This window comes from Pseudarthrobacter linnaei (genome assembly GCF_055412825.1).
Genome location: NZ_JBVAYX010000024.1, coordinates 19,090 through 43,694, shown reverse-complemented (window position 1 = coordinate 43,694; position 24,605 = coordinate 19,090). Strand labels below are relative to the sequence as shown.

The window sequence follows — 24,605 nt, the reverse complement described above, 5'->3', positions numbered from 1 at the left end:
GCGCTTTCAGCTTGGTTGGTTAGGTTTGGCTAACCTACAGTTTTTCGTAGTGAGCATGCCCTAACTTCCCCGCTCACAGGGGGGCTGGGGTTCCTACGACCTTCCTCCAGAAAGCAGCCCCATGAAGATCCGCAAGAACGCGCTGGCAGGTATCGCACTTGCCGCCACCGCCACTCTCGGCCTGGCCGCCTGTGGCTCCGGCGCCTCCACCTCCCCCAGCAGCAGCGCCCCCGCTGGCGGCACGGTCACCGGTGAAATCACGGTCTACAACGCCCAACACGAGTCCCTGACCAAGGAATGGGTCGACGCCTTCACCGCGGAAACCGGCGTCAAGGTCACCATGCGGCAGGGCTCCGACACCGAGATGTCCAACCAGATCATCCAGGAAGGCCAGGCCTCCCCGGCCGACGTCTTCCTCACCGAAAACTCCCCGGCCATGGCCCAGGTGGAAAACGCCGGCCTCTTCGCCGACGTCGACAAGGCCACTATCGACCAGGTGCCCGCCGAATTCCGTCCCTCCACCAACAAGTGGACCGGCATCGCAGCCCGCTCCACCGTACTGGTGTACGACAAGGCCAAGCTGAGCGAAGACCAGCTGCCCACATCCATGCTGGACCTGGCCAAGCCGGAGTGGCAGGGCAAGTGGGCGGCCTCGCCGTCCGGCGCCGACTTCCAGGCGATCGTCTCCGCCCTGCTGGAACTCAAGGGCGAAGCCGCCACCGAGGAATGGCTGAAGGGCATGAAGGCGAACTCCAGGGCCTACAAGGGCAACAGCACGGCCATGAAGGCGGTCAACGCCGGTGAGGTCGACGCCGCCCTGATCTACCACTACTACTACTACGGCGACCAGGCCAAGACCGGCGAGAACTCCAAGAACGTCAGCCCGCACTACTTCAAGAACCAGGACCCGGGCGCGTTCGTGTCCGTCTCCGGCGGCGGCGTGCTGAATTCCTCGAAGAACGCGGCAGCGGCCCAGGCCTTCGTCAAGTTCATCACCGGCAAGAAGGGCCAGGAAGTCCTGCAGAAGGGCACCTCCTTCGAGTACGCCATCGCCTCCGACGTCCCGGCCAACGAGAAGCTCGTCCCGCTGGCGGAACTGCAGGCACCGACGGTGGACCCGGCCAAGCTGAACTCCGCCAAGGTCACCGAGCTGATGACCAAGGCAGGACTGCTCTAGCCACGTGACAACGAAGCTGGCGGCTCCCGGAACACCCGGAAGCACGACGACGGCGGGCAGGGGCAAGCGCCCCCGCCCGCCCTTCGGCGTTTCCATTGTTGCCGTCCTCGCGGTCCTGATCGCCCTGTTCGCGCTGATTCCGCTGGGCTACGTCATCGTCATGACGGCCGCCACCGGCTGGGACACCGCCGTGGACCTGATCTTCCGGGCCCGCGTGGGCGAGCTGCTGCTCAACACCGTGCTGCTGATGCTGATCACCGTGCCGCTGTGCCTGGTCCTCGGTGTGGGCGGCGCGTGGCTGGTGGAACGAACCCAGCTCAGGGGGCACAAATGGTGGGCCGTGCTGCTCGCGGCCCCGCTGGCTATCCCCGCTTTCGTCAACAGCTACGCCTGGGTTTCCGCGGTGCCGTCGCTCGAGGGCCTGTGGTCCGGCGTGCTGGTCGCGACGCTCTCCTATTTCCCGCTCGTCTACATCCCGGCCGCCGCCGCGCTCAGCCGGCTGGACCCGGCCATCGAACAGTCCGCAGCGTCCCTGGGCCTGGGCGCGTGGCGCACCTTCTTCCGCGTGGTGCTGCCGCAACTGCGCATCGCGATGACCGGCGGGGCGCTGCTCGTCTCCCTGCACCTGCTGGCCGAGTATGGCGCCTTCGCGATGATCCGGTTCGACACGTTCACCACCGCGATCATGGTGCAGTACCAGTCCACCTTCAACGGCACCGCCGGGAACATGCTGGCCAGCGTGCTCGTGTTCCTGTGCCTGATCCTGCTGCTGCTTGAAGTGCGCAGCCGCGGCAGCGCCCGCTACGCCAAGATCGGCCCCGGCGCCCAGGCCCGCGCCCTGCGCCTTCCGCTACACGCCTACCAGCTCCCGGCCCAGCTGTTCCTGACCGCGCTCACCGCACTGGCGTTCGGGCTGCCGCTGACGTTCGTGCTGCGCTGGATCATCGCCGGCGGCCCGGACATCTGGGCGGCCGACGAGTTCCTGCCGGCCCTGCTGCAGACCCTGATGTACGGCCTCGCCGGCGCACTGGCCACGACCGTCGTGGCGTTCCCGATGGCGTATCTGGCCGTGCGGCACCCCAGCTGGTTCAGCAAGGCCCTGGAGCTGTCCAACTACATCACGAGCTCCATGCCCGGCATCGTGGTGGGCCTGGCCTTCGTGACGGTCAGCATCAAGGCGGCGCCGAGCCTCTACCAGACCTCGGCGCTGCTGATCGCGGCCTACGTGCTGCTGTTCCTGCCGCGGGCCCTGGTCAACATCCGTTCCGGCCTGTCCCAGGCACCGAAGGAACTCGACGAGGCCGCCCAGGCACTCGGCAAGCCGCCGCTGCTGGCCTTCCTCCGGGTCACGCTGCGGCTCACCGCCCCGGCCGCCGCGGGCGGCGCCGCGCTGGTGTTCCTGGCCATCGTGAACGAACTGACCGCGACACTGCTGCTCTCCCCCAACGGCACCCGGACGCTCGCCACCGAGTTCTGGAGCAAAAGCAGCGAAATCGACTACGCCGGCGCCGCCCCGTACGCGCTGCTGATGATCCTGATTTCGGCGCCCATGACCTACCTCCTCTTCCAGCAGTCCAAGAAAGCAGCGGGACAGTGACCCAGTACAGCCCTTCCCGGCTCCCGCAACCGCGGGTCGCCGCCTCCGTGGCCACCAGCACCAACAACCACCTGGAAATCGACGCCGTCACCAAGAATTTCGGCCCCCAGGCCGTCCTTATGGGTGTCAACCTGTCGGTGGCCAAGGGCGGCACGACGGCGATCGTGGGGCCCTCCGGCTCCGGCAAGACCACGCTGCTGCGGCTGATCGCCGGGTTTGAGCACCCGGATACCGGCAGTATCTTGCTCAACGGCGCCAAGGTGGCCGGAGACGGCGTCTGGGTGCCTGCGCACAGGCGCCAGGTGGGTTATGTGGCTCAGGACGGCGCGCTCTTCCCGCACCTGAGCGTCGGGCAGAACATCTCCTTCGGACTCGACGCCGGCAAGCTCCCCGGCGGGCACCGCGGCGTGAAGGACCGGGTGGCCGAGCTGCTGGACATGGTCTCCCTGGACGCCGCCATGGCCAAGCGGCGCCCGCATCAGCTCTCCGGCGGGCAGCAGCAGCGGGTCGCCCTGGCCCGCGCCCTCGCCCGCGAGCCGGAACTGATGCTGCTGGACGAGCCGTTCTCCGCCCTGGACGCCGGCCTGCGCGTCGCCACCCGCCGCGCGGTGGGCAAGGTGCTCCAGGACGCCGGCGTCACCACCATCCTGGTCACCCATGACCAGGGCGAGGCGCTGTCGTTTGCGGACCAGGTCGCGGTGATGCGCGGCGGACGCCTCGCGCAGATCGGCAACCCGTTCGTCGTCTACACCCGCCCCGCGGACCGCGCCACCGCGGAATTCCTGGGCGACGCCGTCATCCTCGACGCCTGGATGGAAGGCTCCCTTGCCACCTGTTCCCTGGGCGGCATCCCGGTGCGCCGGCCCCCGGCGCAGGGACGGGTCCAGCTCATGCTGCGGCCGGAACAGATCCGGATCGCCGAGGACGGCCCGATCCGCGGCGTCGTGGTGGACACCGATTACTTCGGGCCCGAAACCACCGTGCGGCTTAAGCTCGCCGTCCCTCCCGTCCTCGCGGAAGGGGCCGTGGCGGACCACCGCTACCCCGGCGGCGGCGAAATCATCACCATCCGGCACTGGAACGCCTCGATCGCCCGCCCGGGCACCGAACTGTGCCTCCGCGTCGTCGGCGAAGCGGTGGCCTTCCCGATGGAAGAGCTGCCCCCGGCGTAGCCGCCGCGGGGCGTTGCCCGCGGGTTCCGTTGAGCCGGTCCGGCTCCCGGCATAGGGTGGGGCGCATGACTGTTCAGCCAGCGCTCCACCGCCAGCACTGCTCTGTTGCCGCCCCCACCCAGTTGTGGCTCGACGCCGAGGGGCGGCTCGCCAGCGGCCACGCCGCCTCCGACGGCGCGGGCTCCCCCGCCGCCGCGGGCGGTGGCTGGTTCACCGGGCTGCTGCACGGGGACACCCGGATGCTGTCCCGGGCCGAGGTGCGGGTGAACGGCCTGGCGCCGGAGCCCGCCACGGTGGAGGCCGAGGCCGGCGGTGTGCTGCGCGTGCGGGGGCTGGTCCGCGGCATCCCGGGCCCAACCGAGGACCCCGCCGTCGAACTTCTCCAGACCTGGACGGTCACGCCCGGCGTCGTCCGGCACTTCCTGCAACTGAGCACGTCCCTCGAGGCGCTCGACGTGGAAATTGAAATCCAGCTAGCCGCGGACTTTACCGACATGGCCGCCATCCGGCTCAGCCGCTTCCGGGAGCCCTCCGAGCCGTTCTCCGCAGACGATTCCACGCTGCGCTGGCGCGACGGCGCACGGTCCCTGACCGTCGCAGCACCCGGCAGCGTCATGTCAGGCGAACGGCTCCTCTGGCGCGGCAAGGCAGGACGCGGACGCCCCTTCGCGGTGGAATGGCAGGCCGTCCTGGCCGACAGCGAGGACGCCGTGGTGGCAGCCCCGCCGCCCGCCTCGCGCAGGGTCCGCGCCGAACCCTCCGGCGCCCTGGGCCTGCTGCTGGACAACGCACTCGACGAGCTCGCCGGCCTTCGCCTGGCCACGCGGACCCTGCCCGACGCGCCGTTCGCTGCCGCCGGGGCGCCCTGGTATTTCACCCTGTTCGGCCGCGACTCGCTCTGGGCCGCGCGGCTGCTCCTGCCGCTCGATGCCGGGCTCGCCGCCGGCACGCTGCGTGCCCTGGCGGCGTTCCAAGGCACGAAGCACGATCCGGGAGCCGCCGAGGAACCCGGCAAGATCCTGCACGAGCTCCGGGCCAAGGAACTCGTCCTGGAGAGCCAGGGCCTGCGCCTGCCCCCGGTGTACTACGGCGCCGTGGATTCCACCCCGCTGTGGCTGTGCCTGCTGGCCGAACTCGGCCAGGCCGGCCTGGACGACGCCGCGGTCCGCTCGCTGCTGCCCAACGCGGCCCGGGCGGTGGAATGGCTGCTGGCCGCCGCAGGTGCGCCCGGAAGCACGAACGGCGGGTTCCTCAGCTACCAGGACACGACCGGCCACGGGCTCAGCAACCAGGGCTGGAAGGACTCCGGGGACGCCCTGCAGTTCCGCGACGGCCGGCAGGCCGAGGGCCCGATCGCGCTCTCCGAGGTGCAGGGCTACGCCTACCAGGCCGCGGTGGACACCGCCGATCTCTTTGACGCCTATGGCGAGCCTGGCGCCCAGGCACTGCGGGACTTTGCCGAGGTGCTGCAACAGAACTTCCGCGAGCGGTTCTGGGTCGAGGACGACGACGGCCCCTTCCCCGCGATGGCCCTCGACGGGGACGGCGAGCCGCTGGACATCCCGGGCTCCAACATGGGGCACCTGCTCGGCACCGGAATCCTGGACGCCTCGGAAGCCCGGCTCGTGGCGGACCGGCTGCTCAGCCCGGAGCTGTTCTCCGGCTACGGCGTGCACACGATGTCCCGACGCGCCGCCGGTTTCTGGCCGTTCAGTTATCACTGCGGTTCGGTCTGGAGCCACGACACCGCGATAGCGGTCCGGGGGCTGCTTGCCGAGGGGTTCCTCGCCGAAGCCCGGACCATCGCCGAGGGCCTGCTGGCCGCGTCCGGCTCCTTCGGGCACCGCCTGCCGGAACTGTTCGCCGGCATCACTGCCGAGGAGTCCGGCCACGCGGTGCCCTATCCGGCGTCGTGCCATCCGCAGGCGTGGTCCTCGGCGTCTGCCGTGGTGATAGCCCAGGCCATGGGCGTCGGGTTCTAGGGGGCGGCCCGGGGCTGTCTCGGGGCCGGGAAGGGACCGTACCGGTCAGGTGGCCGGGGGACGTTTGTTCTGCGGATAGGGCGTTTCGTGCCGGGCGAGCATCTCAACGAATCCCGCGATTTTCGTCGCCCGCGCGGCAGCCCGCTTGACGGCGTTGGTCCGGTAAATCAGGGCATACCTGTTCACCGAGGTCAGGACATCGAACATCGCCTGCGCCCGGGGCTCGGCGGCGATCGCCGCCGCCAAATCCTCGGGTACTTCCGCCGTCCCAGCGCCGGAGTAGGCGGCTTCCCAGCGGCCGTCCGCCTTGGCGCTGGCGACGGCGGCGCGGCCGGCAGGCGCCATCCTGCCGGCAGCCTCGAGCCGCCCGATCCGCTCCACGTTCCGGGCCGACCACATGCTTTTCGGGCCCCGCCGGGTCATCCGCTGGAACGAACTCTCCGCATCACGCCGCCGGCCCTGGCCGTCGATCCAGCCAAAACACAGGGCCTCCTGCAGGGCGGCCTCGTAGTCCAGCTCCGTCACCGAGCCCCCTTTCTTGTGCAGCACCAGCCACACGCCGGGGCTCCGGGCGTGGTGGCGCTCCAGCCACGCGCGCCACTCGGCGGCATCCTTCACCAGCAGTTCCTCAAGTTCACCAGCCATGGCACCATTCTGCTCCGCACTGACCACGGACACCCATTTGGTGGGACTATATCCCTGAGAGCGAAACCCTTCACAACTCTGAGGAGCAAAGATGCTGCGTGTCCGCCTGATCCACTTCACCTCCCGCCTTGATGAATGGGAGCGGCTGCTCACCGGACTTGGCATGGTCAAGACCGTTGACGAGCCCACCTGGCGGGAGTTCGACGCCGGCTCCGGCCGGCTCGCCCTCCATTTTGTCGAGCAGGGCTCGGCCGAGGACGGCACCACATCCCTCGGCGTCGAGGTCGGCGACCTGAAGGAATTCGCCCGGCGGACCAACGAGTCCGGCGCCGCCGCAGGCACCACCGCCGCAGGCACCACCGCGGAACTCATCGACGCGGACCACGGCCCGTCCTGCCGGATCACTGCCGCGGACGGCTTCAGTTTCCTCGCCGACCCTGCCACCCGCGCACCGGACGGCAGCTGGGGCGGGGCGGCGGAAGCGGACCCGGGCACCGCCGTCGTCGGGGTCTGGTTCTCCGAGGACGCCGTCGCGGCGGCCCGGACCCTGCGCGACATCGGCGCCCAGCCCCGCCCGCTCCCGGGCAGCGGAGCCGAGATCAACACTGCCGAATCCGAGGCCTTTATGGCGAAGAACGGCGGGATCCTGATGGTCGGCGCGGGCTCCGGGTCCGGGCGTGCCGGCCTGGGCTTCGAATACGCCGGCGACCTGGCCGCACTCCGTGAGCGTCTGAACGCGGCCGGGAACGAGGCCGCGGTCATTGAGGAGGCCGCCGTCCCCACCCTGCACGTGGCCAATCCCGATGCGGACGGCATCGCCGCCCACCCGCCACTCTGGATTTCCGCGGCGCCGTCCGCCGGGTGAGTGGGACCACGCCCCAGCCGCAGTGATGGGGTAGAACTTAACCATGAACGTTCGCACTCCTGACCCGAACCCCGGCTGGCTCTCCGACGAAGATTTGTTCGAGGCGCGCGGCCGGCTGCCCATGGTCTACGTCGAGGCCGTCCCGGTCCGGCTGGATCCGCTCGGGTTTGTGAACGAGGTTGGCACGCTCCTGCAGGCTGACGAGGACGGCACGATGGTCCGCTCCCTGGTGTCCGGCCGCGTGCTGTACCGCGAGACCATCCGCGCGGCCCTGCTGCGGCATATGGAGAAGGACCTCGGACCGCTGGCCTTCCCGCAGCTGCCGATCAGCCCGGTGCCGTTCACTGTGGCCGAATACTTCCCGTCCCCGTCCCACACCGGATTCACCGATGACCGCCAGCACGCCGTCGCCCTGGCGTACGTCATCCCCGTTACCGGCGAATGTTCGCCGCGGCAGGACGCGCTGGAACTGACGTGGATGACCCCGCAGGAGGTCATGAGCTCGGATGTCCAACTGGAATTCAGCGGCGGCCGCGGCGCCCTGATCCGCCAGGCCCTGGCCTTCGCCGGCGTCGGGAACTGACCGGCGGCGGCTGCGTCCCCGACTTCCCACGCGGGCCTTTGTAGACTGTTGGGCGGACCGCAAAAGAATTTAAGGACTGCAATGACTCACCCCCCGGCCGCCCCGAACTACATCGAACAGCAGGCTGGATTTCTGCAGAGCGGCGATCAGCTGCTCTTGCCCGACGGCAACCGCTCCGCCGAAATCCTGCGCGTTGACGTCGAAACCGACGATTTCGGTACCCCTGCCATGGTCCTGGCGACCCTCACGGGAGGCGGCGGACTCCGGATCGCGGCCTCCTCCACCGTCCTAATCGTCGGCGCTGCCGCCGGGGCTGAGGAACCCACCGCCGAAGCTGCCGGCTCCCCGGCTCAGCCGCCCGAACCGGCTGCCGAGGCAGCGGGCGATGCGGCCGGCGTCCCGGCTGGGGTCCCGGTCGACGTAAGGGGCGGCGCGGGCGGGCAGGACAGTGCCGGGGAGGCCGACGGCGGCGCCGCTGCCGCCGTCGTCGTCCCCCCGTTGCCGCCCGTTCCGCCGGCGGCGAGCGGCCCCAGCGAAGAGGACCTGGCGCTGATCCCCGCCCTTGAGGGTACGCCGGAGTCCGTGGTGCAGGCTGTGGCCGAGGCCCACCCGGACTCGGCGGGAGTGCTGCTGCTCAGCGAACGGCTGGCCAAGGGCATCAATACGAAGTCCGGCAGCTGCCTCAAGGACCTCAGCGACCTCGCGCAGGAGATGTTCATCATCCTCAAGGATGCCGAAAGCGCCCTCGCCGTCGCGGACCTGCTCAACGTGCTGCCCTTCGACGGCAACCGCGGCCGCTGGGCCTCGGTGGAGGCCTCCCTCGCCCTGTCCAGTTACATCTGCCGACAGCTCGGCCAGGAGGAGCGGGCCGCGGTCTACGAGAAGTTCCTGCGCGCCCCCGATGCCATGGAGACGGACCCGTTCAAGGCCCGGATCAACGCCAAGGTCCGCCAGCGCTCGCTCAACGAACCGAACCTGTACGACAAGGAAATCTTCCGCTCGATGGACAACTCGACTCCGGATGCGGAACGCGAGTGGCGGCTCCTGCGGCTCGAGGCCCTACTCTTCCTGCGCGCCCACGGCGGCTCGGAAACCATCGGCGCCCCGGAGCTGGACCGCCGGATCGGCAACGAACTCGAGTCCGTCCGTTCCTGAGGCGTTTGCCCCCTACCCCCTTCCGGCCGGGCGTTGTAGATTCACCCCATGACGAACAATCTGAGCGTTGTGATCAACTCCGACGCGCAGCAGGTCTGGACAATGCTGCGTGAGCCCGCCAAGGTAGCCCAGTGGCACGGCTGGGAAGCCGACGACCAGGCGGCCGAGATCAATGAGATCTATTTCAGCCCCAATGTCATCGAAGGCGCCGACCACACGTCCCTGGTGGTCGACGGCGGGGACGTGTTCACCTTAAAACCGGTCCCGGCCGGCACGGAAGTCAGTGTCACGCGGGCCGCCGTGGACCACAATTCCGAGTGGGCCGCCTGGGACGAGGACATCACCCAGGGCTGGCTGACCTTCATCCAGCAGCTCCGCTTCGCCCTTGAACGGCATCCGCACGGCAAACGCCGAACCTTCTTCTTCTCCGTCCCGGGCAACGAAGGGTCCGCGATCGAAAAGCTGGGCCTGTCCGACGTCCCCAAGCCCGGCGAACCGTACTCGCTCACCCTGGCCACGGGCGAGGAAGTCTCCGGCAAGGTCTGGTTCCGCAGCAACCACCAGGTGGGGCTCACGATCCACCACTACGCGGAACACGGCGAGGGCCTGGTGATCGTGGCGGACCAGCCGGCCATCAAGGACGTCCGGCCCGAGGGCGGATCCCTGGTCATCGTCTCCACCTATGACCTCGGCGCGCACCGGCTGGAGTCCATCCGCAACTACTGGGACAAGTGGCGGGCTGAGAACTACCCCACATCCGATCCGCTGCACTAAGGGTTGAAGGCTCTTAGCTGGCACACTTGAACGGTGCCAGCCAATCCTGAAACGCCCGTGCCATCGCTCCTGCCGGCCCAGCAGTCCGAGTTTTCCTTCCGCGTGGGCAAACGCCTGAGCGAAAGCTGCTCGCCCTCGGCGGCCCAGGTCAGCGCCAATGGCGGGGAGTTCCTCGGCCGCACCGGCACCATCACCACACCGCACGGCGAGATCCAGACCCCGGCGTTCATCGCGGTCGGCACCAAGGCCACGGTCAAGTCGGTCCTCCCGGAGTCAGTCGCGGAGCTGGGCGCACAGGCCGTGCTGGCCAACGCCTACCACCTGTACCTGCAGCCGGGCGCGGACATCCTGGACGAGGCCGGCGGGCTGGGTGCCTTCATGAACTGGCGCGGGCCCACGTTCACGGACTCCGGAGGGTTCCAGGTGATGAGCCTGGGCTCGGGGTTCAAGAAGGTCATCGACATGAAAGCGGTGGACAATTCAGGACCCGACGACGCCGTCGCCCCCGGCAAGGAACGCCTGGCCCATGTGGACGAGGAGGGCGTGTGGTTCAAGAGCCACCTCAACGGCGACCGGCACCGCTTCAGCCCGGAGATCTCCATGAACGTCCAGCACCAGATCGGCGCGGACATCATGTTCGCGTTCGACGAGCTCACCACGCTGCAAAACTCCCGCGGCTACCAGGAGGAATCCCTGGAGCGCACCCGGCGCTGGGCCGAGCGCTGCATCACCGAGCACTTTCGGCTCACGTCCGAGCGTGCCGGCAAGCCCTACCAGGCGCTCTTCGGGGTGATCCAGGGCGCCCAGTACGAGGACCTGCGCCGCAAGGCCTGCCGCGACCTCGGCGCGTTGAACTTCGACGGCTTCGGCATCGGCGGGGCCCTGGAAAAGGAAAACTTGGGCACAATCGTGCGCTGGTGCAACGAGGAACTGCCCGAGAACAAGCCCCGGCACCTCCTTGGCATCTCCGAGCCGGACGACATCTTCACCGCGATCGAAAACGGCGCGGACACCTTCGACTGTGTCTCCCCGACCCGGGTGGCCCGGAATTCTGCGTTCTACCACCCAACCGGCAGGTACAACCTCTCCGGCGCCATGTACAAGCGCGACTTCGGCCCGCTGCAGGAAGGCTGCGACTGCTACGCCTGCCTGAACTACTCCCGGGCCTACATCCACCACCTGTTCAAGGCCAAGGAAATGGTCTCCGCCACGCTGATCTCCATCCACAACGAGCGCTTCGTGGTGAAGATGGTCGACGACGCCCGTCTCGCCATCGAGGCCGGCACCTTCTTCGAGCTCAAGGCCGAAACCCTGGGGCAGTACTACTCCTAGGGGCCTCCCGCCTCCCGGGGCCCGCCCACCGTCGACCTCGCCCCGGGGCCCGCCCACCGTCGACCTCGCCCCGGGGCCCGCCCACCGTCCGTCTGGGCGAACTCGGTGTAGAACCCTGCGCGATTGCCTGTCTGGAAGCGATCTGCGAGCGGCCGCCGGCTACCGGGGTGCCCTCGCAGCCGCCAGGGCACGTGGCCTCTCCGTCCCCGGCGGACCCCTCCGTGATCGGCCACGACAACTCCCAGCTGGCCATGTCGCGGTAGCTGGACATGTCGTCCATGGACAACCGCAGTGACCTTGTCGGCGTCGGTGTCGGCGTCGGCAACACGCTGCTGGCACGGATCCAGGGCCCGGCCCTCAAGCCCGAGCGCAAGCTGATCGAACCGACCCTTAGCGTCCGCGGCACCACAGCCCGACTTTCCGGCTGAGGGCCAACCCAGGCCATGGACCGCGCGCCCCGGCCGGGGGACCGCCGCCGCCCGAACTCGCCGGTTGCACCCGAAGTCGCTGAAAAGTTACGGCGAACGGGCGATTGTCCGGCGATCTCGCGCCGCCCCAGCGCAGCAATGCCTCCGCTTGCACCCGATGTCGCCGAAACCTCTCGGCGAACCGGGCGGCCATCCGGCGATCTCCCGTTTTTCCACATAGCGAAGTCCGAGCCTGCCGCCGGCGCGTTTGGGAGCTGAAGCTGGTCATATGACAATCCACCCACTTGGGTTGCCGCCGAAGGGCAACCTCTGGCGCACCGAGCAACTGTTGGACCTCGGTTATGGCTCACGGGCTATCCGTTCACTCCTGGAGTCGGGCACCCTCGTCCGGCTCCGACACGGCTGCTACATTCGGGCCAGCCTGTGGCTCGCCCAGCCCCCGAGTGCCCGGAGCAGGCAGCTCATATATGCGCATGCCCACGGAACGCGGACGACGTCGACTGGTCGTTTCCTCTATAGCCACACGTCCGCTGCGCGCCTCCGCCGGCTTCACCTGTGGGACGTGGATGACGCCATCCATATCCTCCAGAAGGTGCGGCCGTCGAACGAGCGCCACGGTAGGGACGTCCGCTGCCACACCCGTCCCTTCGCCGATGACGACGTCGCTGTTGTCAACGGACTTCGGACAACGTCCCTGGAGCGCACCGTTGCTGACTGCGCCATGATGCTGCGCTACAGGCAGGCATTGATCCTCACGGACCACGCGCTCCGTTCTGGCGCGGACCCATCCGCCCTGCAGGCCATGGCAGACTCGCTGGACGGCCGTCGGGGGATCCGGACGTTCCGCCGCGTCCTGGCCACGGCCGATCCGAGGTCCGAATCTCCCGGCGAAAGCCTGAGCCGAGAGCTGATTCTCCGGTTGCGGATCCGACCCCCGGTGCCGCAGCTTGAAGTGTCAAGCCGCGCCGGGCGGCATCGCTTGGACTTTGCGTGGAAGGAGGAGATGGTCGCTCTCGAGTTCGATGGCAAAACCAAGTACTTCGACTACAGACCGACACCCGAGGTGATCTTTGAAGAACGGCGCCGGGAGAAGGCCCTGGAGGAAGAGGGCTGGCGGTTTGTTCGCGTTGAGTGGAAGGACCTCTTCCGGGAGCAGGAGTTCAAGAGCCGCATTCTTCGCGCCTTGGCTGGACGCCAAACGCCCTGAGCCGAGCAGCGCCAGCCGCCCTACCCGTAGCTCGGTTCGCGCCGCTTGATCCAGGCGATCGCGGCCGCGGTGACCGGGACGAAGAGGAACTCCACGAGGGTCTTATAGAGGAAACCCACAACAACGTAGTTCACGAACGTGCCGACGTCGGTAATGCCGATCACGGAAGCCGCGATGCTGCAGAAGATCAGGGTGTCCACGAACTCGCCGGCGACCGAGGATCCCATGATGCGCGCCCAGAGCGACTTCTCCCCCGTGCGTGCCTTCATCTTCACGAGGATCCACGCGTTGATGGTCTGCCCGGCCAGGAACGCCAGTAGTGATGCCAGCACGATCTGCGGAACCGGGCCCAGCGCGCCCTCCAGCGCGGCCTGTTTGGCGACCCCGAAGTCGTCGTCGAAACCCGGCAAGGCGATGATGATCCAGTAGCAGAGCGAGGCAAAGACCGACAGCGCGAAGGCGATGATGATGGCCTTGCGAGCCACCTTGAAGCCATAGACCTCGCTGATGACGTCCCCGAGGATGTAGGCCAGCGGGAAGAGGAAGAAGCCGCCGTCGGTGATGACCGGGCCGATCGCCACGCCCTTCGATGCCCCGATGTTGGACAGAATCAGCACGACGGCCATGACGGCCAGCAGGATGCCGAAGTAGGAGGAACCAATCGAGGCGAACTTTGGCGGCGCATCGGCCGGGAACGTCTGGGCGGAAGTCATGGGTGTTCCTTCATAGTGGTTCGCTCGGCGTCCCGGGTCCTCGGGGAGGACCTCGCTGGGCAGCCGGCTATATTAGCACTGGACGGGTCCGGGGAAACAAGCTGCCGGAACCGTCCACCATTCTCTCACCCGCAGTCTGGAGTTGTTGTCTGGCGCTGCGGACCAGCGGCCTGCTTCCCGGCTGCAGGCACGCAGACCCGGCTTGGATTTCGGCGCGGCTTCCCATTCGGCAACCCCCTGAACGACGACGGCGGGCCGCCTGCTACCGGGCCAAAGTCCCGGAGCCGGCAACCCGCCGTCGTCGTACTCACCGCCGGTTGGGCGGTCCACCAAGCTAGCGGCGCGAGGCGTCGACGAGGTCCTTGTCGTCGTCCTTGCGGCCGTCGACCGGAACTTCCGGGGCGGCAGCGGGTTCCCACGCGTGGCCCTGTTCGTGGTCCAGGTGTGTGGACTTCTTGTTCTTCAGCGCGAAGATGTAGACCATCAACGAGATGGCGATGGCCACGGTGACGTAGGTGAAAAACAGGTCTACGCGCTCGGCCTTCTGGAACGCCGCACCCAGCAGCGGAACCGTTCCGCCGAACAGCGAGTTCGCGATGGCGTAGCCGAGGCCGACGCCGAGGGCGCGGATGGAGGCCGGGAACAGCTCGGCCTTCACGAGGGCGTTGATCGAGGTGTAGCCGCCGACGATCAGCAGGCCGCCCATCATGAGCAGGAACGCGGTAAACGGATCCTTGGTGCCGGCCAGGGTGGAGAGCAGCGGCCAGGTGAACAGGACACCGGTGATGCCGAACCAGAGCAGCAGCGGCCGGCGCCCGACCTTGTCCGAGATGATCCCGTAGAGCGGCTGGAGCAGCATGAAGATGAACAGCGCCCAGAAGTTGATCACGGAGGTGTCGGTCTTGGCGATCCCGGAGGTATCGTTCATGAACTTCAGGATGAAGTTGGTGTACGTGTAGAACGCCACGGTGCCGCCGAGGGTGACGCCGATGCAGATCAGTAGCGGCTTCCAGTGCTGCGTGAACAGCAGCTTCATGGTGCCGGGCTGCGCAACGCCGGCCACGGCCGGAATCTTGGCGGCCTCGACCTGCTCGGCGGACACGGTTTCTTCCATCGAGCGCCGCAGCCACAGGACCACGAGCGCGGCCACGCCGCCGATTGCGAACGGGATGCGCCAGCCCCATTCGGTCAGGGCGCCCTTGTCCATGGTGTTCTGCAGGATGACGAGGACCAGCAGGGCCAGCATCTGGCCGCCGATCAGGGTGACGTACTGGAAGCTGGAGAAGAATCCGCGTCGCTTGGACGTGGCGGCCTCGGACATATAGGTCGCGCTGGTGCCGTATTCGCCGCCCACGGAGAAGCCCTGGACCAGCCGCACCAGGATCAGCAGAATCAGTGCCCAGACGCCGATCTGCTGGGTCGTCGGCAGGATGGCTATGGCGAAGGAACCGGCCGACATGATCGTCACGCTGAGTGTCAGGGCCGCCTTGCGTCCCTTGCGGTCGGCATAGCGGCCGAAGAACCAGGCACCAACAGGGCGCATCAGGAACGAGGTCGAAAAGACGGCCATGGCCTCAAGGCCCGCCTGGAGCTCATCCTTGGAATTGAAGAAATGCGACTGGAAATAGGCCGCGAAAACTGTGTAAACGTAGAGGTCGTACCATTCGACGAGGTTGCCGGCAGAGCCTTTGAGAATATTGCTCACGGCTCGTCTCGTCTGCGCCGATTCGGACAGCTGGGTGCTCATCAATGAACCTTCCTGGATCCGGCGCCGCAAGAGGCAACACCGTCCGCCACCTTATTCCCGGTGATCCGGGACACGTTGGTTGTGGTCATATTGGTCATTCGCACAATGCGGCGGGCTTTCCTGGAATGGCAGGATGGGTCCATGACTTCCACCGCCCTCAACTCCGCCGCGGCTGTTTCCAACACCGCCTCCGACGCCGCCGCGGCCACTCCCGCCGTTGCCCTGACCATCGCCGGCTCCGAAGCGACCGGCGGCGCCGGCGCGCAGGCTGACCTGAAGACCTTCCAGGAACTCGGCGTCTTCGGCATCGCCAACCTGACGTGCATCGTGTCCTTCGATCCGCAGGACAACTGGAACCACCGCTTCGTCCCGATCGACCCGCAGGTCATCGCCGACCAGCTGGAGGCGACGACGGCGGCCTACGGTGCCGGGTCCGGCGCGCCGTCCGTGCTGAATACCGTGAAGATCGGCATGCTGGGCAGTCCCGCGACAATTTCGACGGTCGCCGCGGCGCTGGCCGCCGCTGGGTTCAAGAACGTGGTGTTGGATCCGGTGCTGATCTGCAAGGGCCAGGAGCCGGGCCACGCGCTGGATACGGACCAGGCCCTCAAGGCGCAGATCCTGCCGCTGGCCACGTTTGTCACGCCGAACCACTTCGAGGCCGAGTCCCTTTCCGGTCTCAAAATCACCGACCTCGAATCGCTCAAGGCCGCCGCCGTCCGGATCCACGAGCTCAGCGGCGCCGCGGTGCTCGCCAAGGGCGGCGTGCGCCTGCCCGGACCCGACGCCGTCGACGTCTACTACGACGGCGAGACACTGGAGGTCCTGTCCGCCCCGAAGGTGGGCGAAGTGGCAGTCTCCGGTGCCGGCTGCTCGCTGGCCGCCGCCGTGACGGCCGAGCTCGCCAAGGGCGCGACGCCGCTGGAGGCAGCCCGGACAGCCAAGGCTTTTGTGACCGCCGGGATCCGGAACCGGGTGGCCTCGGGAGCGCCGTTCGACGCCCTCTGGCAGGGCGGCCCGCGCTAGGGCCCTTCACCCTGCGCGGCGCCGAGTTCGCCCAAAGCCGCCCAGACCGCCGGAAGTTCCCGGCGAACCCGGCGGCTTCCGGCGACACGGCAGGACCTCAGCGCCGCGAGATCCGCCGCAGCCGATGGCGGCTGTCCGCACCGAGTCCCGGCTAAGGACTGTGTAACCGGTCTTTGTGCCGGTCACCGGACTTTTGGTGCACTCCCCTTGTCGGCCGCGACCAGCGTGTAGGTCTGGGCGGTGGCACCGGCGATTGCTGTGGCGCCGCGGTACCACTGGTATTTGAGGGCTACCGGCGAGGGCCCCACGCGCCGGGGGTTGCTGTCAGTGCGCCACCCCCGGTTTTGGTTCCAGTGATCGTGGGTGTTGGTCCGGTCAGAGTGCCACTCACTACCGCTGCCGACGCCGAGGAGGTCTTAGCCACCGTCGTCGCCGCGATGGGTAGCTACCTGTCCCCGGCCGTGCTGGCCGGGCACGCCGTAGGCCCTAGCACGCCGAGGTCGCCGGTAACTCTCCCGTTCGCCGGAAATTTTCGGCGACCCGGAGAGTTACCGGCGATCGGGGTGCTGGACCGCGGGAACGGCCGGATCAGCTGCCCGCGTGTGCCTGCAGGAAGCTGTAGACCTCGGTCTCGTCCACGCCGGGGAACGCGCCCGGCGGCATCGCGGCGAGCAGGTGCGAATGCGCCCGCGCCGAGGGCCAGGCGTTGCCGGCCCACTCCGAGGTCAGGGCCGCCGGCGGGCGCCGGCAGCAGCTTTCGTCCGGGCAGGTCGACTTGGACCGCTCCGTGGTGTCCCGGCCGCGGAACCACTTCACCTGGGCGTACGGAACACCGACCGAAAGGGAGAACTCGCCGTTGGCGGAGCGTTCGGTCCGCGCCGTGCACCAGAAGGTCCCGGCCGGGGTGTCGGTGTACTGGTTGTACGCGGAGAACTTGTCCGGCACGTCGAAGACCACCCGGGACGTCCAGTTCTTGCAGGACGGCTGGCCCTCGATGGCGCCGGTGTGGTCCTGCGGGAACGTCACGCCGTCGTTCTCGTAGGCCTTGTAGATGATGCCGCTCTTGTGGGTCTTCTGGAAGTGCGTCCGAAGGTCCAGGTGCTGGGTGGCGAGGTTGGTGAAGCGGTGCGCGGCGGTCTCGTAGGACACCGCGAAGGCGTCCCGGATGTCCTCCACCGCGATCTCCTTGGCCTGCTTGGCTTTCTGCAGGAACTCCACGGTGGCCTGTTCCGGCAGCAGGAGCGCGGCGGCGAAATAGTTCGTGGCCACCCGCTGCATCAGAAAGTCACCATAGTTGGTGGGGGTCTGGTGCCCCAGCACGTAGTGGCCCAGCGCCTGCAGCAGCACCGAACGCGGGTCGTGGTCGCTGCGCGCGCTCTGCGTGAGGTAAATCCGGCGGTTCTTAAGGTCAGTCACCGAACGGGTGGAGTGCGGCAGATCGCCCACGTGGTGGAGGGTGAACCCGAGATGCCCGGCAATGTCGGCGATGACGTGATGGGACAGCGGGCCGCTCGTGTGCCCGACGGAGGCCAGGACCTTCTGCGCTTCAGCCTCGTACTCCGGGAAGTAGTTGTTCCGCTCACGCATCATGGCGCGCAGTTCCCCGTTCGCGCGGCGGGCCTCTTCCGGCGTCGCGACCTGCTCGTTAAGCCGGCGTTCGAGCTCGTGCTGGAGCCCCACCATGGACTCCAGCACGTCCATCGGGAGCCGCGAACTGATGCGGATCTTGGGCAGCTTGAGGGACTCGTAGATGGGGCTGCGCTGGTAGCGCTCCAGCTCTATCTCCAGGGCGGCGCGCCGGTTGGGCGGCTCAGCGCCCAACAGCTCGTCGATGCTGACACCCAGTGCCGCCGCGAGCTGCTGGAGCAGTCCGAGCTTGGGCTCACGTTTTCCATTCTCGATCAGGCTCAGCTGGCTGGGGGCCGTTCCCACCGTGGCGCTCAGGTCATCGAGCGTGAGTCCGGCAGCCTTGCGGAGGTGGCGGACGCGGCGGCCCATGCTGATGACATCCACCTCCGGGACGGCGGGCGAAGCGGCGGAGGCGGGTCGATTCCAACTGGCGGGGTGCATTTATTGAGGATACGCGAAGAAGTGCGTTTCTTTCCAGTCTTTTCATCTAGAAAGCCGGTTGAAAGTACAGAAAAGTAGGTCTTACGGAAAAGTTACACCGCACCGGATCATCCAGTCGCACTGCGAGGAAGCAGTAAGGCCGGCCCGGGGCCCCACTAAGGAGACAAAGATGACTGCAGCATTTGAGCCCAACCAGACGCCCGAACAGCAGGCCACCGCACTGGAGCTCGAGTGGGCTACCAACCCGCGCTGGGAAGGTGTCACTCGGGACTACAAGGCCTCCGACGTGGTACGCCTCCGCGGCCGCGTCTCCGAGGAACACACCCTGGCCCGCCGCGGCTCCGAGAAGCTGTGGAAGCAGCTCACCGAAGAGAAGAAGGAGGGCAAGTACACCAACGCCCTCGGCGCCCTGACCGGAAACCAGGCCGTGCAGCAGGTCAAGGCTGGCCTCCGAGCCATCTACCTCTCCGGCTGGCAGGTTGCCGCCGATGCCAACAACTCCGGCCACACCTACCCGGACCAGTCCCTGTACCCGGCCAACTCGGTTCCGACCGTGGTCCGCCGCATCAACAACGCCCTGCTGCGCGCCGACCAGATTGAGTTCTCCGAGGGCATCCAGACCGTCGAGGACTGGATGGTCCCGATCGTCGCCGACGCCGAGGCCGGTTTCGGCGGCCCGCTCAACGCGTACGAGCTGATGAAGTCCATGATCCAGGCCGGCGCCTCGGGCGTGCACTGGGAAGACCAGCTCGCCTCGGAAAAGAAGTGCGGCCACCTCGGCGGCAAGGTCCTGATCCCCAGCCAGCAGCACGTCCGCACCCTGAACGCCGCCCGCCTGGCCGCGGACGTCGCGGGCACCCCGTCCGTGATCATCGCCCGCACCGACGCCGAGGCAGCCACCCTGATCACCTCCGACGTCGACGAGCGCGACCAGGAATTCGTCACCGGCGAGCGCACCGCGGAGGGCTTCTACAAGGTCCGCAACGGCATCGAGCCCTGCATCGCCCGCGCCAAGGCCTACGCCCCGTACTCAGACCTCATCTGGATGGAGACGGGCACCCCGGACCTGGAGCTGGCCCGCAAGTTCGCCGAAGCCGTCAAGGCCGACTTCCCGGACCAGATGCTTTCCTACAACTGCTCCCCTTCGTTCAACTGGAAGAAGCACCTCGACGACGCCACGATCGCCAAGTTCCAGCGCGAACTCGGCGCCATGGGCTTCACCTTCCAGTTCATCACCCTGGCCGGGTTCCACGCCCTGAACTACTCGATGTTCGACCTCGCCCACGGTTACGCCCGTGAAGGCATGAGCGCCTACGTCGAGCTGCAGGAGAAGGAATTCGCCTCCGAATCCCGCGGCTACACCGCGACCAAGCACCAGCGCGAAGTCGGCACCGGCTACTTCGACGACATCGCAACCGCGCTCAACCCGAACGCATCCACCCTGGCTCTGGTGGGATCCACCGAAGAAGGCCAGTTCCACTAAACCCCCAGCTTTTCCCGCCAGTTGCCCTATCACTTTTGGTCCTCATCGGCCTCCTTTGGAGACCAAAAGTGATAGGGCAACGGCGGACATTCAAGGAGCAACTCCCATGAACAGCTTCACTGACGACTACACCATCAACGGCGTTACGTTGACCGCGCAGCCGATTTGCCGGCAGAGCGAGGTCCTGACTCCTGATGCCTTGGCCTTTGTTGCCAAGCTGCACAAGGCGACCAAGGGTCGGCGGCTGGAGCTGTTGCAGGCCCGCCGGGACCGCCGGCAGCAGATTGGCAAGGGCCAGGACCCGCGGTTCCTGAGCGAGACCGAGTCCGTCCGGAACGATCCGAACTGGCGCGTTGCTCCCCCGGCACCGGGCCTGACGGACCGCCGCGTCGAGATCACCGGCCCGGTGGACAAGAAGATGACCATCAACGCGCTGAACTCCGGCGCCAAGGTGTGGCTCGCGGACATGGAGGACTCGTCCACCCCGTCGTGGCGCAACGTCATCCAGGGCCAGCTCAACCTCACCGACGCACTGGAGCGCCGGATCGACTTCACCTCCCCCGAAGGCAAGGAATACAAGCTCCGCTCCGCCGAGGAACTGCCCACCATTGTGGTCCGGCCCCGCGGCTGGCACCTGCCGGAAAAGCACATGCTCATTGACGGCACCCCGATCGCCGGCGGCATCGTCGACTTCGGCCTGTACTTCTTCCACAACGCCCGCCGGCTGATCGCCCAGGGCAAGGGCCCGTACTTCTACCTGCCGAAGATCGAGAGCCACCTCGAGGCCCGCTTGTGGAACGACATCTTCGTCCTCGCCCAGGACCTGCTCGGCATCCCGCAGGGCACCATCCGCGCCACCGTGCTGATCGAAACCATCACGGCCGCGTTCGAAATGGAGGAGATCCTCTACGAACTGCGCGACCACGCCGCCGGCCTGAACGCCGGCCGCTGGGACTACATCTTCTCGCTGATCAAGAACTTCCGCACCCGGGGCCCGCGCTTCGTCCTGCCGGACCGCAGCCAGGTGACCATGACCCAGCCGTTCATGCGCGCCTACACCGAACAGCTGGTCCGGGCCTGCCACAAGCGCGGCGCCATGGCGATCGGCGGTATGGCCGCAGCCGTCCCCAACCGCAAGGACGCCGAAGCCAACGCGATCGCCATCGAGAAGGTCCGCGCCGACAAGACCCGGGAGGCCGGCGACGGCTTCGACGGCTCCTGGGTGGCACACCCGGACCTGGTTCCGGTCTGCCGCGAAGTGTTCGACGGCGTCCTCGGCGACCGCCCGAACCAGCTGGAACGGCTCCGCGAGGACGTCACCCCCGACGACCGCGCCCTGCTCGACATCGCCTCCACCACCGGCACCATCACCGAACAGGGCATCCGGAACAACATCGAGGTCGGCATCCGCTACATAGAGTCCTGGCTCCGCGGCAACGGCGCCGTGGCCATCCACAACTTGATGGAGGACGCCGCCACAGCGGAGATCTCCCGCTCGCAGCTGTGGCAGTGGATCTTCTCCCGGGCCATCACGGACCACGGCGACGTCATCACCCGCGAATGGGTCGAGGACATGCTGGACGAGGAGTTCGCCAAGCTCGAACGCTTCGAAGGCGACCGCTTCGCCGATGCCCGGGACATCTTCGAGGAAGTCACGCTCACCCCGGCGTTCCCGGCATTCCTGACACTTCCGGCCTACGACCGGTTCCTGCATGAAGCGCGCGACGGCGGCGACCTCCCCACCGAGGATCCCGCCCTCGTCCCCGCCTAAGGCCGGTCCGGGAGCACACCGGTAGGTACAGATTTCCGTCTGCTGGGCTGCCATGCCCTTCGCAACAGGCACCCCCGAGATCCGGGGCGGTGGCCCAGCGACGGAAGACCCCCTCGGGGACTCGACAACGGCGTCGAGGAGACAGTTAGGGCCCATGTTCGCCATGAACATGGGCCTCAGCTGTCACCTCGGCGCGGCATTCCAGGCAGTTTAGCGAGGCAGCGAGGCAGCGAGGGTCAGTGCGCCCTGGGGACGTGGCGGAGGGAAAGCGCGGTCCCGAGGATGAACATCGCGACCGAGCCGAGCACCATCAGCAGCGGACCGGCCCACGACCCCGAGACCCCGTTGGCATAGCCCAGCAGGGTCGGCGCCAGGGCACCAAAGGAGTAGCCCACACCCTGCACGATGGCGGACATCCGGCCCGCCGAGGCCTGGTCCCGGGCCAGCCGGATGATGGCGATGAAGATGAGCGTGATGCCGCCGCCCTGGGCGATGCCGCCCAATGAGGACCACAGCCACCACAGCTCCGGCGCCAGCAGCAGGCCCGCCGGAACGGTCACCCACAACAGCCCCAGGGTGAGCCCCACCGTCGTCGTGCTGGCGAAACGGGCCGCGAGCGGCACGCCCAGGCCGCCTACGATGGCGAGGATCTGGAACAGCGAGGAGCCGGCGCCTGCCTCCGCGGCCGTCATGCCGAGTTCGTCCGCGAGGATGCTGGGCAGCCAGGCGGTCACACCGTAGTAGGAGAACGCTTGCCCGGCGAACCCTGCGGTCAGCCCGACCGTGATCCAGCGCGACGCCCGCTTGATCCCGGCACGGGCCGGCTCCGGGGTGGGAACCGGCTCGGGCCGGAACGCCCGGCTGCCGAAGGCGAGCACCCAGACTACGAGGGCCGCAACGGCGAAGAGCCCACAGGCGGCCAGGGCCAGCCGCCAGCCAAACAGTTCGGCCAGCGGCGCCATCACCATGGCGGTGACAAAGGAGCCGATGTTCAGGGCAGCGGTGTAGATGCCCATCGCCGTGCCCTGCCGGGCGGGGGCGAAGTCGCGCCGGATGATCAGCGGTACGACGATGTTGCCGATCGTGATGGCGACCCCGAGAATCACCGTGCCCAGCATGACGACCGCGCCGTTGCCCACCGACCTCACAATCACGCCCAGCAGGACGCCCAGCAGGGTGAGGGTGATGGCGACTTCCGCGCCGAGCTTGCGTCCGGTCAGCGCAGCGAGCGGCGCGGCAAGGGCGAAGCACAGCACCGGGATGCCGGTCAGCAGACCAAGTTCCACCGGCGAGAAGCCCAGTTCTGCCTGCATCGGGCCGACCAGCGGCGCCACGGCCACAAACGGGCCGCGCATGTTCAGTGCGATGAGCCCGATGGCGGCCAGCAGGATCCAGCTGCGCGGCACGTTCGCCAGCACGTTGGCGCTCATGGGTGCCGCGGCTCGGCCGGCGGGCAGAAATATGCTTTCATCAGTCCCATTGCTATCACGGGCCCCCGCCGGACCCGGCGATTGTGACACCCGCGCGGATTCCCGGTGTCAGCCCGCCGCCTGCAGGGTCGCCTCGATCACGGCAGGCGAGAGCACATACTGGGTGACCATCTGGCTGGCACCCAGGATCGCGGACTGGTCCCCCGCCATGGACAGCCCGATCCGCAGGTGGGTGGTGGCCAGCGGCAGCGAGCGCCGGTAGACGACCTCGCGGACCCCGGCCATGAGGTGTTCGCCGGCCTGGCCAAGGCTGCCACCGATCACGATGACGGACGGATTGAGCAGGTTCACGACGGTGGCCAGCACGTCGCCCAGGTCCCGGCCCGCCTGGCGCAGGGCCTGGATCGCCTGCAGGTTTCCCTCGGCCACGAGCCGCAGCACGTCGCCGCCGTTGTCGGCCTGCAGTCCCTGCAGCGTGAGGGCATGCGCGACGGCGGGACCGGAGGCGAGCGCCTCAAGGCAGCCGTAGTTGCCGCAGCGGCAGAGTACGTCGTCGCCGCGCGGCACCCGGACGTGGCCGAGGTCCCCGGCCGTGCCGTTGGCACCGCGCTGGAGCTGGCCGCTGCTGATGATGCCGGCGCCGATTCCCGTGGCGACCTTGATGAAGAGGAAGTTGTCGTGTTCCGGCCAGTAGGCGGTCCGCTCCCCCAAGGCCATGATGTTCACGTCGTTGTCCACCAGTACCGGGACCGGGACCGGGAGCGAGCGCTGGACGTGCCGGACGACGTCGAACCCGTCCCAGCCGGGCATGATCGGCGGTTTCACCGGCATCCCGGTGGCATGTTCCACCGGGCCGGGCAGCCCAATGCCGATGCCGGCCAGGCCGTCCCTGCCGCGGCCGGACCGGTCAAGCAACTTGATGCCCTCCGCCACCACCCGGTCCAGCACGGTGTCCGGGCCGTCAGCGACGTCCTGGGCCAGCCGGCGCTCCGCCAGCACGGCTCCGCCGAGGTCCGTGACGGCGATGATGACGTGGGTGGCGCCCACGTCGACCGCCAGCACGACGCGGGCGGCGGGGTTGAAGGCAAAGCGCGACGGCGGACGGCCGCCGCTGGAGCTGGCCTCGCCCGCCGGTCCAACCAGTCCTGAGTGCATCAGCGCGTCGATACGGGACGCGACGGTGGAACGGGCGAGGCCGGTAGTCAGAGCCAATTCGGCGCGGGTGCGGGCCTTGCCGTCACGCAGGAGCTGGAACAGGTCCCCGGCGCGGGACAGACTGCCGGCGGCCTCGGGGGCGGCCGGTTCAGTGCCGGTGGGCGTGCTCATGAGTAAGTGATAGCACGAAGTTCTTATGCCTGTCACGCTTCAGAAAGTTTGCAACTAGATTCGCAACTTTTGCTTGACGATCGACAAAAGTGGTCCTAGCTTGGGGTGAGGCAGCTCACTTA

Annotated in this window: 21 protein-coding genes; 14 read left to right on the top strand and 7 right to left on the bottom strand. The window is 67.9% G+C overall.

Translation table 11 applies throughout. The features are described from left to right. Nucleotides 1-121: 121 nt before the first annotated feature. From ACZYZ3_RS16435 to ACZYZ3_RS16420, 4 genes are all read left to right on the top strand, one after another. Entirely contained in the window at nucleotides 122-1,177 is a 1,056-nt protein-coding gene (locus tag ACZYZ3_RS16435; RefSeq protein WP_463964880.1) for an iron ABC transporter substrate-binding protein, read from the top strand. A gap of 4 nt (nucleotides 1,178-1,181) precedes the next feature. Then, the gene (locus ACZYZ3_RS16430; protein WP_463964879.1) at nucleotides 1,182-2,774 is read left to right on the top strand and encodes an ABC transporter permease; all 1,593 of its coding nucleotides are present in this window, start codon (nucleotides 1,182-1,184) and stop codon (nucleotides 2,772-2,774) included. After that, the gene (locus tag ACZYZ3_RS16425) at nucleotides 2,771-3,946 is read left to right on the top strand and encodes an ABC transporter ATP-binding protein (RefSeq protein ID WP_463964878.1); all 1,176 of its coding nucleotides are present in this window, start codon (nucleotides 2,771-2,773) and stop codon (nucleotides 3,944-3,946) included. Before ACZYZ3_RS16430 ends, ACZYZ3_RS16425 begins: the two co-directional genes overlap by 4 nt. A gap of 65 nt (nucleotides 3,947-4,011) precedes the next feature. After that, nucleotides 4,012-5,928, top strand: a complete 1,917-nt coding sequence (locus ACZYZ3_RS16420; RefSeq protein WP_463964877.1) for a glycogen debranching N-terminal domain-containing protein — start codon at nucleotides 4,012-4,014, stop codon at nucleotides 5,926-5,928. A 45-nt stretch (nucleotides 5,929-5,973) separates the two neighbouring features. On the opposite strand, the gene ACZYZ3_RS16415 is transcribed toward ACZYZ3_RS16420, so the two are convergent. Further along, nucleotides 5,974-6,573, bottom strand: a complete 600-nt coding sequence (locus tag ACZYZ3_RS16415) for a YdeI/OmpD-associated family protein (RefSeq protein ID WP_463964876.1) — start codon at nucleotides 6,571-6,573, stop codon at nucleotides 5,974-5,976. A 91-nt stretch (nucleotides 6,574-6,664) separates the two neighbouring features. Here ACZYZ3_RS16415 and ACZYZ3_RS16410 point away from each other — a divergent pair, with 91 nt between their 5' ends. The 7 genes from ACZYZ3_RS16410 to ACZYZ3_RS16380 all read left to right on the top strand — a co-directional run bounded on the left by ACZYZ3_RS16410 (nucleotide 6,665) and on the right by ACZYZ3_RS16380 (nucleotide 12,917). Beyond that, complete coding sequence (locus ACZYZ3_RS16410) at nucleotides 6,665-7,438, top strand: VOC family protein (protein WP_463964875.1); 774 nt, start codon at nucleotides 6,665-6,667, stop codon at nucleotides 7,436-7,438. Between the two features lie 43 nt (nucleotides 7,439-7,481). Continuing rightward, nucleotides 7,482-8,021, top strand: coding sequence for an NUDIX hydrolase family protein (locus ACZYZ3_RS16405; protein WP_463964874.1), 540 nt, complete (start codon nucleotides 7,482-7,484; stop codon nucleotides 8,019-8,021). Nucleotides 8,022-8,102: 81 nt separating this feature from the next. After that, nucleotides 8,103-9,176 carry a DUF6707 family protein gene (locus ACZYZ3_RS16400; protein WP_463964873.1) on the top strand — a complete coding sequence of 358 codons (1,074 nt, stop codon included), beginning with the start codon at nucleotides 8,103-8,105 and terminating at the stop codon, nucleotides 9,174-9,176. 48 nt (nucleotides 9,177-9,224) lie between these two features. Further along, nucleotides 9,225-9,950: an SRPBCC family protein gene (locus ACZYZ3_RS16395; protein ID WP_463964872.1), complete on the top strand. Its 726-nt coding sequence runs from the start codon at nucleotides 9,225-9,227 to the stop codon at nucleotides 9,948-9,950. 33 nt (nucleotides 9,951-9,983) lie between these two features. After that, nucleotides 9,984-11,282: a tRNA guanosine(34) transglycosylase Tgt gene (gene tgt / locus ACZYZ3_RS16390; protein WP_463964871.1), complete on the top strand. Its 1,299-nt coding sequence runs from the start codon at nucleotides 9,984-9,986 to the stop codon at nucleotides 11,280-11,282. 278 nt (nucleotides 11,283-11,560) lie between these two features. Next, entirely contained in the window at nucleotides 11,561-11,710 is a 150-nt protein-coding gene (locus ACZYZ3_RS16385; RefSeq protein WP_463964870.1) for a hypothetical protein, read from the top strand. 268 nt (nucleotides 11,711-11,978) lie between these two features. After that, a complete protein-coding gene (locus tag ACZYZ3_RS16380) occupies nucleotides 11,979-12,917 on the top strand; it encodes a type IV toxin-antitoxin system AbiEi family antitoxin domain-containing protein (protein WP_463964869.1) in 939 nt (312 codons plus the stop codon). A 20-nt stretch (nucleotides 12,918-12,937) separates the two neighbouring features. On the opposite strand, the gene ACZYZ3_RS16375 is transcribed toward ACZYZ3_RS16380, so the two are convergent. Both ACZYZ3_RS16375 and ACZYZ3_RS16370 read right to left on the bottom strand, forming a co-directional pair. Next, complete coding sequence (locus ACZYZ3_RS16375) at nucleotides 12,938-13,630, bottom strand: queuosine precursor transporter (protein WP_463964868.1); 693 nt, start codon at nucleotides 13,628-13,630, stop codon at nucleotides 12,938-12,940. 334 nt (nucleotides 13,631-13,964) lie between these two features. Continuing rightward, nucleotides 13,965-15,377, bottom strand: coding sequence for an MFS transporter (locus tag ACZYZ3_RS16370; RefSeq protein ID WP_463964867.1), 1,413 nt, complete (start codon nucleotides 15,375-15,377; stop codon nucleotides 13,965-13,967). A 141-nt stretch (nucleotides 15,378-15,518) separates the two neighbouring features. On the opposite strand from ACZYZ3_RS16370, the gene ACZYZ3_RS16365 reads away from it, so the two are divergent. Beyond that, on the top strand, nucleotides 15,519-16,403 hold the full coding sequence (locus ACZYZ3_RS16365) for a hydroxymethylpyrimidine/phosphomethylpyrimidine kinase (RefSeq protein ID WP_463964866.1): 885 nt from the start codon (nucleotides 15,519-15,521) through the stop codon (nucleotides 16,401-16,403). Between the two features lie 182 nt (nucleotides 16,404-16,585). On the opposite strand, the gene ACZYZ3_RS16360 is transcribed toward ACZYZ3_RS16365, so the two are convergent. Next, the gene (locus ACZYZ3_RS16360; RefSeq protein ID WP_463964865.1) at nucleotides 16,586-16,711 is read right to left on the bottom strand and encodes a hypothetical protein; all 126 of its coding nucleotides are present in this window, start codon (nucleotides 16,709-16,711) and stop codon (nucleotides 16,586-16,588) included. Nucleotides 16,712-16,991: 280 nt separating this feature from the next. Then, entirely contained in the window at nucleotides 16,992-18,473 is a 1,482-nt protein-coding gene (locus tag ACZYZ3_RS16355) for a helix-turn-helix domain-containing protein (protein WP_463964864.1), read from the bottom strand. 169 nt (nucleotides 18,474-18,642) lie between these two features. On the opposite strand from ACZYZ3_RS16355, the gene aceA reads away from it, so the two are divergent. Both aceA and aceB read left to right on the top strand, forming a co-directional pair. Further along, entirely contained in the window at nucleotides 18,643-19,956 is a 1,314-nt protein-coding gene (aceA, locus tag ACZYZ3_RS16350; RefSeq protein ID WP_463964863.1) for an isocitrate lyase, read from the top strand. A 106-nt stretch (nucleotides 19,957-20,062) separates the two neighbouring features. Further along, entirely contained in the window at nucleotides 20,063-21,727 is a 1,665-nt protein-coding gene (gene aceB, locus ACZYZ3_RS16345; protein WP_463964862.1) for a malate synthase A, read from the top strand. A gap of 236 nt (nucleotides 21,728-21,963) precedes the next feature. Here the strand turns inward: aceB and ACZYZ3_RS16340 are convergent, their stop codons facing one another. Together ACZYZ3_RS16340 and ACZYZ3_RS16335 are read right to left on the bottom strand one after the other, a co-directional pair. Next, on the bottom strand, nucleotides 21,964-23,157 hold the full coding sequence (locus ACZYZ3_RS16340; RefSeq protein WP_463964861.1) for an MFS transporter: 1,194 nt from the start codon (nucleotides 23,155-23,157) through the stop codon (nucleotides 21,964-21,966). Nucleotides 23,158-23,265: 108 nt separating this feature from the next. Further along, nucleotides 23,266-24,483, bottom strand: coding sequence for an ROK family protein (locus tag ACZYZ3_RS16335; protein WP_463964860.1), 1,218 nt, complete (start codon nucleotides 24,481-24,483; stop codon nucleotides 23,266-23,268). Nucleotides 24,484-24,605: the final 122 nt, after the last annotated feature.